The sequence below is a fragment of the Serratia sp. (in: enterobacteria) genome, from assembly GCF_046715635.1.
In the GTDB taxonomy this organism is placed as follows: Bacteria; Pseudomonadota; Gammaproteobacteria; order Enterobacterales; family Enterobacteriaceae; genus Chania.
Genome location: NZ_JBKJYW010000525.1, coordinates 1 through 11,981 on the forward strand (window position 1 = coordinate 1; position 11,981 = coordinate 11,981).

At 54.8% G+C, this 11,981-nt stretch carries 13 protein-coding genes; 11 read left to right on the plus strand and 2 right to left on the minus strand.

All coding sequences use genetic code 11. The features are described 5' to 3' along the window. From ACLQ7H_RS27020 to rsxC, 4 genes are all read left to right on the plus strand, one after another. The coding region (locus tag ACLQ7H_RS27020; RefSeq protein WP_411755343.1) for a DUF2569 family protein at positions 1-165 on the plus strand (165 nt) is incomplete at its 5' end. Between the two features lie 144 nt (positions 166-309). Continuing rightward, complete coding sequence (gene rsxA / locus ACLQ7H_RS27025; RefSeq protein WP_021178056.1) at positions 310-891, plus strand: electron transport complex subunit RsxA; 582 nt, start codon at positions 310-312, stop codon at positions 889-891. Then, entirely contained in the window at positions 891-1,466 is a 576-nt protein-coding gene (gene rsxB / locus ACLQ7H_RS27030) for an electron transport complex subunit RsxB (RefSeq protein WP_253082627.1), read from the plus strand. The genes rsxA and rsxB overlap by 1 nt, the downstream gene beginning before the upstream one ends. Next, complete coding sequence (rsxC, locus tag ACLQ7H_RS27035; protein ID WP_411755334.1) at positions 1,459-3,558, plus strand: electron transport complex subunit RsxC; 2,100 nt, start codon at positions 1,459-1,461, stop codon at positions 3,556-3,558. The genes rsxB and rsxC overlap by 8 nt, the downstream gene beginning before the upstream one ends. A 35-nt stretch (positions 3,559-3,593) precedes the next feature. Here rsxC and ACLQ7H_RS27040 read toward each other — a convergent pair whose 3' ends face one another. Then, complete coding sequence (locus ACLQ7H_RS27040) at positions 3,594-4,487, minus strand: helix-turn-helix domain-containing protein (protein WP_411755335.1); 894 nt, start codon at positions 4,485-4,487, stop codon at positions 3,594-3,596. Between the two features lie 295 nt (positions 4,488-4,782). Here ACLQ7H_RS27040 and rsxD point away from each other — a divergent pair, with 295 nt between their 5' ends. The 6 genes from rsxD to ACLQ7H_RS27070 all read left to right on the plus strand — a co-directional run bounded on the left by rsxD (position 4,783) and on the right by ACLQ7H_RS27070 (position 10,392). Beyond that, the gene (gene rsxD, locus ACLQ7H_RS27045) at positions 4,783-5,868 is read left to right on the plus strand and encodes an electron transport complex subunit RsxD (RefSeq protein WP_411755336.1); all 1,086 of its coding nucleotides are present in this window, start codon (positions 4,783-4,785) and stop codon (positions 5,866-5,868) included. Positions 5,869-5,877: 9 nt separating this feature from the next. Further along, on the plus strand, positions 5,878-6,507 hold the full coding sequence (rsxG, locus tag ACLQ7H_RS27050) for an electron transport complex subunit RsxG (RefSeq protein WP_411755337.1): 630 nt from the start codon (positions 5,878-5,880) through the stop codon (positions 6,505-6,507). Beyond that, on the plus strand, positions 6,504-7,205 hold the full coding sequence (locus tag ACLQ7H_RS27055) for an electron transport complex subunit E (RefSeq protein WP_411755338.1): 702 nt from the start codon (positions 6,504-6,506) through the stop codon (positions 7,203-7,205). The genes rsxG and ACLQ7H_RS27055 overlap by 4 nt, the downstream gene beginning before the upstream one ends. Then, positions 7,202-7,843 carry an endonuclease III gene (nth, locus tag ACLQ7H_RS27060; protein ID WP_411755339.1) on the plus strand — a complete coding sequence of 214 codons (642 nt, stop codon included), beginning with the start codon at positions 7,202-7,204 and terminating at the stop codon, positions 7,841-7,843. Before ACLQ7H_RS27055 ends, nth begins: the two co-directional genes overlap by 4 nt. 593 nt (positions 7,844-8,436) lie before the next feature. Further along, entirely contained in the window at positions 8,437-9,945 is a 1,509-nt protein-coding gene (gene dtpA / locus ACLQ7H_RS27065) for a dipeptide/tripeptide permease DtpA (RefSeq protein WP_411755340.1), read from the plus strand. 294 nt (positions 9,946-10,239) lie between these two features. Next, complete coding sequence (locus ACLQ7H_RS27070) at positions 10,240-10,392, plus strand: Hok/Gef family protein (RefSeq protein WP_059200725.1); 153 nt, start codon at positions 10,240-10,242, stop codon at positions 10,390-10,392. A 51-nt stretch (positions 10,393-10,443) separates the two neighbouring features. On the opposite strand, the gene ACLQ7H_RS27075 is transcribed toward ACLQ7H_RS27070, so the two are convergent. Beyond that, positions 10,444-11,037 (minus strand): helix-turn-helix domain-containing protein, encoded by a 594-nt coding sequence (locus tag ACLQ7H_RS27075; RefSeq protein WP_411755341.1) that lies wholly within the window; start codon positions 11,035-11,037, stop codon positions 10,444-10,446. Positions 11,038-11,148: 111 nt separating this feature from the next. Here ACLQ7H_RS27075 and ACLQ7H_RS27080 point away from each other — a divergent pair. Further along, positions 11,149-11,981: benzoate/H(+) symporter BenE family transporter (locus ACLQ7H_RS27080; RefSeq protein WP_411755342.1), on the plus strand; the 833-nt coding region annotated here is incomplete at its 3' end.

The following is an 11,981-nucleotide window of genomic DNA, read 5'->3' on the forward strand; positions in this document are numbered from 1 at the left end:
TGGCTGCTGATCACCGTGCTATTGGCGATCAAGGCTTTCGCCTTTGCCCCTGTGCCCGATGAACTGGCTGTGCGCAGCCTGTTATGGCCGTTGGTGATGGCGGCTCTGTTGGTGCCCTATTTTAAGCGTTCCAAGCGCGTGAAAGGCACCTTCACCGAGAAGTAACCGCAGCAAGGCACGATTTGATCGCCCTGCCGGGTAAATTCTCAGCAAAACGGGCAAAAAAGCGCAATACCCTTGCAATTAGTATGTTGTCGTTACGCCGCCAATTACCGATAATAGGCGGCTTTTATTTTTTTAGGCATTGCAATGACCGAATACCTGCTCTTGTTTGTTGGCACCGTACTGGTGAACAACTTCGTCCTGGTGAAATTCCTGGGCCTATGCCCTTTTATGGGCGTTTCCAAAAAACTGGAAAGTGCCATCGGCATGGGCATGGCAACCACTTTTGTCATGACGCTGGCCTCGGTCTGCGCCTGGCTCATCAACAGCTTTATCCTGATCCCGTTGGATCTGGTCTATCTGCGCACGCTGTCCTTTATTCTGGTGATCGCCGTCGTGGTGCAATTCACCGAAATGGTGGTGCGTAAAACCAGCCCGGCGCTGTATCGCCTGCTGGGGATTTTCCTGCCGCTGATCACCACCAACTGCGCCGTGTTAGGCGTGGCGTTGCTCAACGTCAACCTGGGCTACAACTTCCTGCAGTCTGCGGTTTATGGCTTTAGTGCCGCCGCGGGCTTCTCATTGGTGATGGTGCTGTTTGCCGCCATCCGTGAACGCCTGGCGGTAGCCGATGTGCCCGCGCCGTTTCGCGGCTCCTCCATCGCCTTGATCACCGCTGGCCTGATGTCTCTGGCCTTTATGGGCTTTACCGGGCTGGTGCGATTCTAATGACTGCGTTGTGGATTGCTGTGGCGGCATTAAGCGCTCTGGGACTGCTGTTTGGCCTGGTGCTGGGCTTTGCCGCGCGCCGCTTTGAGGTGGAAGAAGATCCGGTTGCCGAACAGATCGACGAAATATTGCCGCAGAGCCAATGTGGCCAATGCGGTTATCCCGGTTGCCGCCCTTATGCCGAGGCGGTTGCCAATGGCGAGATAATCAACAAATGCGCCCCGGGTGGCGAGCAGGTAATGCTCAAGCTGGCCGAATTACTGAACGTCGAGCCACAACCGCTGGACGGCGGTGCCGCCGTGGCCGAGCCGGTACGTAAGGTCGCCTTTATTGACGAAGCCAACTGCATCGGCTGCACCAAGTGCATTCAGGCCTGCCCGGTCGACGCTATCGTGGGCGCTACCCGCGCCATGCACACGGTCATTACCGATCTCTGTACCGGCTGTGATCTGTGCGTTGCGCCCTGCCCGACCGATTGTATTGAAATGAAACCGGTCGCCACCACGACCGCCAGCTGGAAGTGGGATATGCAAACCATTCCGGTGCAAGTGATCCCCGTGGAGCAACATGTTTAATCTGTTCGCCGCTATCAAAAAAGATCGGATTTGGGATTTTGACGGGGGTATTCATCCACCCGAGATGAAGACCCAGTCCAGCGGTGTGCCACTGCGCGTGGCTCCCTTGCCCGACATTTTTATCGTCCCCTTACAACAGCATCTGGGGCCGGAGGGTGAGCTGTGTGTCAAAGCCGGTGACTACGTACTGAAAGGCCAACCGCTGACCTTTGGCCGTGGCCGTACCCTGCCGGTACATGCGCCAACCTCAGGCACCATCCGCGCCATTGAACCTCAGGTTACCGCCCACCCTTCAGGGTTGGCGGAGCTGTGCGTGATCCTCGATCCAGACGGCGAAGACCGCTGGTGCGAACTGACGCCGGTAGCCGATTACCGCCAACTTGACGCAGCAGAGCTGATCCAACGTATTCATCAGGCCGGGATTGCCGGGCTGGGCGGTGCGGGTTTCCCAACGGCCAGTAAGCTGCAAGGCGGCCGCGAAGAGGTAGAAACCCTGATCCTCAACGCTGCCGAATGCGAGCCGTATATCACCGCCGACGATCGGCTGATGCAGGAACAGGCCGCTCAGATTATCGAGGGCACCCAGATCCTGCGCCACCTGCTACAATCCAAGGTGACGCTGATCGGCATCGAAGATAACAAGCCGGAAGCTATCGCCGCTCTGAAAGCCGCTTTGCGCGGGCAGGATGACATCGCCCTGCGGGTGATCCCTACCAAATATCCTTCGGGCGGGGCCAAGCAGTTAACCAAGATCCTGACGGGCAAAGAAGTGCCTCACGGCAAGCGTTCGTCCACCATCGGCGTGCTGATGCAGAACGTAGGCACCGCCTTTGCCATCAAGCGTGCGATTGTCGATGGCGAGCCATTGATTGAACGAGTCGTCACCTTAACCGGTGAGGCCATGAGCCAACCGGGCAACGTCTGGGCGCGCCTCGGCACCCCGGTACAACACCTGCTGGCCTTTGGCGGCTATCGACCGCAATCCCAGCAGATGGTGGTAATGGGCGGCCCGCTGATGGGCTTTACGCTGCCAACGTTAGACGTGCCGATCGTCAAAATCAGCAACTGCTTGCTGGCCCCTACGGTGGACGAAATGGCCGTACAAGAACCAGAGCAGTCCTGTATCCGCTGTGGGCTGTGCGTTGATGCCTGCCCTGCCGGGCTATTGCCGCAGCAGCTTTACTGGTTCAGCCGTGGTGAAGAACACGAGAAGGCGCGTAAACATAATTTGTTCGACTGTATCGAATGTGGTGCCTGTGCCTACGTTTGCCCCAGCAATATTCCGTTAGTGCAATATTATCGCCAAGAGAAGGCTGAGATTAACGCGTTGGATCAGGAAGCGGCACGTACCGCCGAAGCCAAGGCACGTTATGAAGCCAAGCTGGCCCGCTTAGAGCGTGAGAAGCTGGCGCGCGAAGAGCGTCATAAAAAGGCCGCGGTGAAACTGACCGACAGCGATCAGGATGCCGTTCAGGCGGCGCTGGCTCGCGTGCGCAGTAAAAACAGTGAGGCGGCTGGCATTGCTATCACTGGCCAGGAACCGGATAACAGCGCCGCCATTGCTGCCCGCGAAGCGCGTAAGGCACAGGCCAGAGAGCGTAAGCTCGAGCAGGCAAGCGAGATGCCTGCGGCCGCCGCGGTGCAAGATGAGGACCCACGTAAAGCGGCCGTGGCTGCGACGTTGGCACGAGTCAAAGCCAAGAAAGCGGCGCAGGCACAAGACGCTGAGAACGTGGCGGAAACTGTCGTTTCAGAGGATCCGCGTAAGGCTGCGGTAGCGGCAGCATTAGCCCGCGTGAAAGCGAAAAAGGCCGCGCAGCAGGCTGAGCTTTCTCAACCGCTAGTTGACGAGGAACCTATCCCTACGGTTGAACCGGACGATCCGCGCAAGGCCGCCGTTGCCGCCGCGCTAGCCCGAGTCAAGGCCAAAAAGGCCGCACAGCAAGCTGAGCTTTCACAACCGCAAGTTGATGAGGAACCCATCCCTACGGCAGAAACGGAGGATCCGCGCAAGGCTGCCGTTGCTGCCGCGCTGGCCCGGGTCAAGGCCAAAAAGGCCGCACAGCAGCTAGCGATGGTAGATAAAGAGTAAGCTGTTTGGGGGTCTTGCCGAACGCAAGGCCCCACTTAATCGATAGAAATCAGGTAAGTGTAATTGACATCGATCTGCCTCAGTTTGGCATCCTGGTTCCACGCCTTGGCTTCGATCATCTCCATCTCTATGCTCCCGCGCACTTCGTTGCGCAGCCCTGGCATCACCTGCGAGATCAGGTAAGAGATAAATTTCACACACTCTTTGGCCGTCCCCTGATGGGTAATCGCGATGTACTCGCGCGCGGGCAAGCGAATATCTTCAATCTTGTGGCCAGAAAGGATGTCCTTCTTGAATTCCGGCTCCACCGCCATGGTATGCGTGACTGAACACTCGCCTTCGCCGCGCTCATTGGCAGAATGGATGCTGAATACCTTGTGGCACTCCATATTCAGCCCTTTGAAGAAGTCATTAAAGATTTCACCCTTCATGGCGATACAGGAAGAAATGGCCATCTCTTGGGCTGTATCAAACTCCATCTCGCGCGTAAAACCGACCAGGTGCGTATCCGGCAACTTCATCCGCTGTATCTCCGGATAAAAACCTGCCTCATACACGGCTTCGAAGTCGAAGCGCGGCATCAGGCTCTTCACGTCCCATTTGTCCATGGTACGGTAGCGGTTTGGCGTAATGCCAAAACGTTGCTTAAACATCCGGGTAAAGGTTTGCTGTGAATCAAACCCCAATTCATCGGAGATATCGATAATCATACGGTTGCTGATGCGCAGCGCAACCGCCGCACGGGTAAGAATGCGTGAGCGAATATAGGTGGCGAGCTGGATACCGGTGATACGCTTGAACTTACGCTGCAGGTGCCACTTGGAGTAGCCGGAGATACGCGCAACCTCATCCAGATTTGGCCGCGTTTCCAGATGAATTTCGACCCATTCAATCAGCTCTTCAATAAATAAAATATCTTCATTAGTCATTATCAGATGTTCGCTACTTCAAAAATGCCCAGAATAGTAACCTACGTTAATTATATGAAAGTTGTTATTCCGTGCGCCAAGGAGTCCAAAAATAGCAGCTCGATCATCAGTATGACAACCCATACTGCACGTTTTACACCCAGTCTGGATTTTTCTCACAGCAAAAGCTGAATATCCTTATGATTAGCACGTATTACCGGACATATGATTGAGGTAGAATGCAGCACTGTAATTTCCCCCGGTGCCCGCACCGTGAATGCACTGATTAACATGGCAAAGAAATGGTAGTTATTCTATGAAGTTCAGGCCGGTACAACAGGCAGCCCCCAAAGGCTTACACATCGCCAGCTCTCCGTTTACCCATAGCCAGCAAAGCACCAGCCGCATCATGCTTTGGGTTATGCTGGCCTGCATTCCCGGCATGGCCGCACAGCTGTGGTTTTTTGGCTATGGCAACCTTATTCAGACCGCGCTGGCGATGGTAACCGCCCTCGGGGCCGAAGCCGCCATTCTTGCGCTACGTAAACAGCCGGTCAAGGCACGGCTGGCAGATAATTCCGCCCTGCTCACCGCGCTGTTGCTGGGCATTAGCCTGCCACCGCTGGCTCCCTGGTGGATGATCGTTATCGGCACCTTTTTCGCCATTGTGATCGCCAAACAGCTGTACGGCGGACTGGGGCAAAACCCTTTCAACCCGGCCATGGTGGGTTATGTGGTGCTGCTAATCTCCTTCCCGGTACAGATGACCAGTTGGTTACCACCGGAAGAACTGCGTGCGACCACCCTGACCCTGCCGGATACCCTGCTAGCTATTTTCAGCGGCCACACCGCCCAGGGAGCCACTCTGCACCAATTGCAGATGGGCGTTGATGGCATCAGCCAGGCAACGCCATTGGACGGCTTTAAAACCGGCCTACGCAGCGGCCACTCGGTAGAGCAGGTGCTCCAGCAACCGCTGTTTGGTGGCACCCTGGCCGGTATCGGCTGGCAGTGGATTAACCTGGGCTTCCTGCTCGGCGGCCTGTTTATGCTGGGCCGTAAACTGATCCACTGGCAAATCCCGTTCAGCATGTTGGCCGTCATTGCCCTGTGCTCAGGATTAGCCTGGACGTTAGATCCCGCCCATCAGGCTTCCCCGCTGATCCACCTGTTTTCCGGGGCCACTATGCTCGGGGCTTTCTTTATTGCCACCGACCCGGTCAGTGCCTCTACCACGCCTAAAGGGCGATTGATATACGGCGGCCTGGTTGGCTTGCTGGTCTGGCTGATCCGCGTGTATGGCGGTTATCCAGACGGGGTAGCCTTTGCCGTACTGCTGGCCAACATTACCGTGCCTTTGATCGATCACTACACGCAGCCACGCGTGTATGGCCACCGTTGAGGAGTCAATATGCTTAATTCCATGAGAAAGCATGGCACCACACTGGCCGTGTTTGCCGCTGTCACCACCGGCCTGACCGCCGTGGTGTACCAGTTAACCAAAACCACTATTGCCCACCAGGCGGCGTTGCAACAGAAAGCGCTGCTGGACCAGGTCGTCCCGCCGGAACATTATGACAACGATATGCAGAGAGAATGCCTGCTGGTCAGCGATCCGGCGTTGGGCAACGGCACGCCGCACCATCTGTATCTGGCACGTAAGCAGGGCCAACTGGTGGCGGCCGCGCTGGAAACGACCGCGCCTGACGGTTATTCTGGAGCAATCCAACTGCTTGTTGGCGCCGATTTTAACGGCACGGTGCTGGGAACCCGCGTGATGGAACATCACGAAACGCCTGGGCTGGGCGACAAAATCGAACTACGTATCACCGACTGGATCACCTTTTTCAGCGGGAAGAAGATCGACGGCCCAGAGGATAAACGTTGGGCTGTGAAGAAAGACGGCGGCATGTTTGATCAGTTCACCGGGGCCACCATCACCCCGCGAGCTGTGGTCAATGCCGTACGTCGTACAGCGTTGTTTATGCAGACGCTGCCGCCTAAACTGGATACCTTGCCTGCCTGCGGAGCCAGCGAATGAGTGAAGCCAAAGAGTTAATCGTGCAGGGGTTGTGGAAAAACAACTCTGCGCTAGTGCAATTATTGGGGCTGTGCCCGCTGCTGGCGGTGACGTCGACTGCTACCAACGCCTTGGGGCTTGGGCTGGCCACCACGCTGGTGTTGACCATTACCAACGGTTCCATTTCCGCCCTGCGCCGTTGGATCCCGAGCGAAGTCCGCATCCCGATTTACGTGATGATCATTGCCGCCGCGGTAAGTGTCGTGCAGATGCTGATCAACGCCTACGCTTTCGGCCTGTATCAGTCGTTAGGGATTTTTATCCCGTTGATCGTCACCAACTGCATCGTGGTGGGGCGAGCTGAAGCGGTGGCAGCGCGAAAACCGGTAGGATTGGCATTGATCGACGGTATGGCCATTGGGCTCGGCGCCACCAGTGCCATGTTTGTGCTGGGTTCGCTGCGCGAGCTAATAGGTAACGGTACGCTATTTGATGGCGCTGACCTGCTGCTGGGCGGTTGGGCCAAGGTGCTGCGCATCGAGATTGTCCATTTCGACACCCCTTTCCTGCTGGCCATGCTGCCACCGGGTGCCTTTATCGGTCTGGGGTTGATGCTGGCAACCAAATATCTGATTGACGAAAAAATGAAGGCGCGTAAAGCCAAGGCTTTGGCTGTTGAACCTAACATGGAACAGGGACACGTAGAGAAAGCGTTATGAATAAAGAGAAACGCCTGGAGATCCTGACCCGCTTACGGGATAACGACCCACATCCGACCACCGAACTGGTGTATACCACACCTTTTGAGCTGTTGATTTCCGTGCTGCTCTCCGCTCAGGCCACCGACGTCAGCGTTAACAAGGCCACGGCCAAGCTCTACCCGGTTGCCAACACGCCGGCGGCTTTGCTGGCGTTGGGGGTAGACGGCGTAAAAGAGTACATCAAAACCATCGGCCTGTTTAACAGCAAAGCCGAGAACGTGATTAAAACCTGCCGTATTCTGCTGGAAAAGCATGACGGTGAAGTACCGGAAGATCGTGCCGCACTCGAAGCCTTGCCCGGCGTGGGACGTAAAACGGCCAACGTGGTGTTGAACACCGCCTTCGGCTGGCCAACCATTGCCGTTGATACCCATATCTTTCGCGTCTGTAACCGCACCCACTTCGCCCCAGGGAAAAACGTGGAGCAGGTGGAGGAAAAGCTGCTGAAAGTGGTTCCCGCCGAGTTTAAAGTCGACTGCCATCACTGGTTTATCCTGCATGGCCGCTATACCTGTATCGCCCGTAAACCGCGCTGCGGTTCATGCATTATCGAAGACTTGTGCGAGTTTAAAGAGAAAGTCTATCCGCTAAACTGAGCCTGCTGGGCACGGTGCTCCGTGTCCGCGACTCTTCTCTCCGGTTTTTATCAAAAATGTGACTTCGGGCAGCATTAACCTTGGTGAAATCCGGGATTTCCCTACAAACTCGCTGTTTCAGATATTTTCAACCGTAAAATTAGTCAAAAATTGTGGTTAACCTCACGTCTTGACGATCACATCTCATTTACAAACCTCTCATCCGAATACCCTATTTTCTAAAGTTTCACATATTCCATGTTATGCACAACAAACCAAGGCCTAAGCAGTCATGAGCATTGGTATGGACTGGATATGGAGCAAATAGCAGAAGATATAGCTAAATTAATTCAGGATAGCTTTTAAGCAAAACAAAAACTCGGCAAATTTAATAATGGCAAACGTTAATACTGCATAACATTTGCAACATAGTTGCATAGCGATGTTAATGTTATATGTAACAGAACATGTCAAAAAGCTTGCCTCGTTGACAAAGATAGTGAACATTAACCGCCGGCATTCATCCTATAACAATGCAGAAGGGTGCAGCCCTGCATCACATTCTGCTATTTCCCGTCCTGACAATACGGGTAGTGAAAAAACCAGAGGTACCAGTGTCAACTGCAAACAACAATTCTTCGGATAACATTAGCCTTAACGCGTTTAAGCAACCTAAGGCCTTCTACCTGATCTTCTCGATTGAACTCTGGGAACGTTTCGGCTACTACGGTCTGCAAGGCATCATGGCGGTCTATCTGGTCAAGATGCTTGGCCTGAGTGAGGCCGACTCGATTACGCTGTTCTCCTCATTCAGCGCACTGGTGTACGGTTTCGTGGCCATTGGTGGCTGGTTGGGGGATAAAGTTCTTGGCTCCAAGCGGGTGATCGTATTGGGGGCCATCGTGCTGGCCGCCGGTTACGCCATGGTGGCCTATTCTGGCCATGATATCTTCTGGGTTTACCTGGGGATGGCCACCATCGCCGTCGGTAGCGGTCTGTTTAAAGCCAACCCTTCTTCCCTGCTGTCAACCTGCTATGAGAAAGACGATCCGCGTTTGGACGGTGCATTCACTATGTACTATATGTCCGTCAACATCGGCTCATTCTTCTCCATGCTGGCAACGCCGTGGTTGGCTGCCAAATATGGCTGGAGCGTCGCCTTCTCACTGAGCGTGGTAGGTATGTTGATCACCCTGGTCAACTTTATGATGTGCCACCGCTGGGTGAAGCAATACGGTTCAAAACCTGATTTTAAGCCTTTGCAGATCAAGAAACTGCTGATGGTTATCGTTGGCGTAGTGGCATTGGTCGCCGTTTCCAGCTGGTTGCTGCACAACCAGATTATCGCACGCTGGGCACTGGCTATCGTCTCTGTGGGTATCGTCATCGTGTTCGCCAAGGAAACCTTCGCCTTACACGGTGCCGCACGTCGTAAAATGATCGTAGCCTTCCTGCTGATGCTCGAAGCGGTAGTATTCTTCGTGTTGTATAGCCAGATGCCAACTTCACTGAACTTCTTTGCTATCCACAACGTTGAGCACAATATTCTGGGGATCGCTTTTGAGCCGGAGCAGTATCAGGCACTGAATCCGTTCTGGATCATGATGGCCAGCCCTATTCTCGCCGCGCTGTATAACAAGATGGGCGATCGTCTGCCAATGCCGCACAAGTTTGCCTTCGGCATGATCCTGTGTTCCGGGGCGTTCCTGGTGCTGCCGTGGGGCGCAAGCTTCGCCAACGACCAGGGCATCGTGTCCGTTAACTGGCTAATCTTGAGCTATGCCCTGCAGAGTATCGGTGAGCTGATGATTTCTGGTCTGGGTCTGGCCATGGTGGCTCAGTTGGTGCCGCAGCGTCTGATGGGCTTTATCATGGGCTCCTGGTTCCTGACCACCGCCGCCGCCGCGCTGATCGCCGGTAAAGTAGCAGGTCTGACCGCCGTACCAAGCGACATCAACGACGCGCATGCTTCTTTGGCTATCTACAGCCATGTGTTTATGCAGATTGGTATCGCCACGGCGGTGATCGCCGTGCTGATGATGCTCACCGCACCGAAGCTGTACCGCATGACGCTGGATACCGCAGAAGATACGGCTGCAAAAGCGAAAGCGGCTGCCCTCTAATCCCTGCTGTAACCTGACCTCAAAAAACGCCGGAGCCTAGCTTCGGCGTTTTTTTATGCTGCACAGAAAAATTGCGAAACGCTTCGCTATCTGAACAATCGAGTGCATTCAACAGCGTGGGGATTAAGTAGACTGCAGGTGGGTGCTCTGGATCTTTCCGTCTGGAGCATTTGGTAAAGGATGGAAAGAGAAAAGCCCCGGACCGATTTACATCAATCCGAGGCCGATCTCACTCCCTAACAAGGTGAGATTATCCTCTAAAATTCCCGAAATCAAGGGATAAGGAGGTTAAGAATGCCGCAAAAACTGCTGGTTTTATGCCTGATCGTTATCTGTGTGACGCTGATCGCATTCACCTGGATAACTCGTGATTCGCTATGTGAATTGCGTGTCAGACAAGGAACAACGGAAATTGCTGCCATTCTGTCTTGCCTGAAACAACGGTAAGGCGATCCCACGGATGGGGTTCGCCCCATCCGTGACTTACAGGGAGACGATCTATGAGCACCCTTCTCTATCCCGTGGCGATAAATCCTGCGGGTAATGGATCAGATCGTGGATGCGAACTGATTCTGCGCTGGCATTATGATACGCATGTGGGCAATCCGCCTGGAAACGCATGGCTTCGCCACTGGCAAGGCTATGCCACTCGCCGTTAATCGCCAGCTCCAACTGGCCACTGATGACAATCACATGTTCAATCACGCCCGGCTCATGAGCCGAGGATTCACTGAGCGCGCCAGGAGCCAAGTCGATCACAAACATATCAAAACCCAGTTGGTGGTCGAAAGGAAACAGCGGTACCACGCGCATGTCGGCATTGTCTTGATTGAAGATTGGCAACTCGCCATAACGATGCAACATAGCTGCTGGTTGCAGCGGCGCCGTTTCCAGAAAAGCGGAGAAAGCCACGTTAAACCCGGTAGCCATTTTCCATAAGGTCGCCACCGTTGGGCTGGACTCGCCCCGTTCGATCTGCCCGAGCATCGCCTTGCTGACGCCCGTATTTTCGGCGGCCTGATTAAGGCTCCAACCGCGCTGGGTACGTAATGACTTCAGCGTTTGTGCCAAATGGCTGGCAAGATCCTGCATAGCTGTTCTCCTGATAAACCTGCGGCGATTATAGCCCCTTGTGCGCTATAACGCACGATGCTATGCTCCGTCAATTCGACCGTTATAACGCACACTGACTCGGGAGCGGCTATGCGTCCTGCACTCTCATTACGTGATATCTCCTTTTCTGCCATCGTCGCCGGTTTTGTGGCGGTATTGGTAGGTTACACCAGTTCTGCGGCGATTATTTTCCAGGCCGCAGCGGCTGCAGGGGCCAGCCCGATACAAATTGGCGGCTGGCTGAGCATGCTTGGTCTAGGCATGGGTCTCACCTCGTTGGGGCTATCGCTCTATTACCGTACGCCAATCCTCACGGCCTGGTCGACGCCCGGTGCCGCGTTGTTAGTCACCAGTTTGCCCGGCACCCCACTCAATGAGGCCATCGGGGTGTTCATTTTCGCCAGTGGACTGATCCTGCTGTGTGGTGTCACCGGCCTGTTTGCCAGGTTGATGAACCATATCCCGCAGGCCATATCGGCAGCGATGCTGGCCGGGATATTACTCCGCTTCGGGTTGGACGCCTTTGCTTCTTTGCAGATCAATTTTTCACTCAGCGCCGGTATGTGCCTGGTGTATCTGTTCACTCGCCGCTATCTGCCGCGCTACGGCATCGTTCTGACGCTGATTGCCGGGCTGATCATCGCGGCGTTACAGGGTAACATTCATTTCACCCAACAAGCGCTGTCCTTCGCCAAGCCGGAATTTATCGCTCCCCACTTCACGCTGTCGACGTTGCTGGGCATAGGTATTCCTTTCTTTGTCGTGACGATGGCTTCGCAGAACGCACCTGGCATCGCCACTCTCAAGGCCGGCGGGTATAACGTCCCCACTTCACCATTAATCACTTGGACCGCCCTGACGGCTTTGGTGTTGGCCCCCTTTGGCGGTTTCACGGTGTGTATTGCGGCCATCACCGCCGCCAT

Coding starts and splice junctions, on each gene's coding strand:
- rsxA (WP_021178056.1), top strand. CDS start 310: ATGACCGAATACCTGCTCTTGTTTGTTGGCACCGTACTGGTGAACAAC.
- rsxB (WP_253082627.1), top strand. CDS start 891: ATGACTGCGTTGTGGATTGCTGTGGCGGCATTAAGCGCTCTGGGACTG.
- rsxC (WP_411755334.1), top strand. CDS start 1,459: ATGTTTAATCTGTTCGCCGCTATCAAAAAAGATCGGATTTGGGATTTT.
- ACLQ7H_RS27040 (WP_411755335.1), bottom strand. CDS start 4,487: ATGACTAATGAAGATATTTTATTTATTGAAGAGCTGATTGAATGGGTC.
- rsxD (WP_411755336.1), top strand. CDS start 4,783: ATGAAGTTCAGGCCGGTACAACAGGCAGCCCCCAAAGGCTTACACATC.
- rsxG (WP_411755337.1), top strand. CDS start 5,878: ATGCTTAATTCCATGAGAAAGCATGGCACCACACTGGCCGTGTTTGCC.
- ACLQ7H_RS27055 (WP_411755338.1), top strand. CDS start 6,504: ATGAGTGAAGCCAAAGAGTTAATCGTGCAGGGGTTGTGGAAAAACAAC.
- nth (WP_411755339.1), top strand. CDS start 7,202: ATGAATAAAGAGAAACGCCTGGAGATCCTGACCCGCTTACGGGATAAC.
- ACLQ7H_RS27070 (WP_059200725.1), top strand. CDS start 10,240: ATGCCGCAAAAACTGCTGGTTTTATGCCTGATCGTTATCTGTGTGACG.
- ACLQ7H_RS27075 (WP_411755341.1), bottom strand. CDS start 11,037: ATGCAGGATCTTGCCAGCCATTTGGCACAAACGCTGAAGTCATTACGT.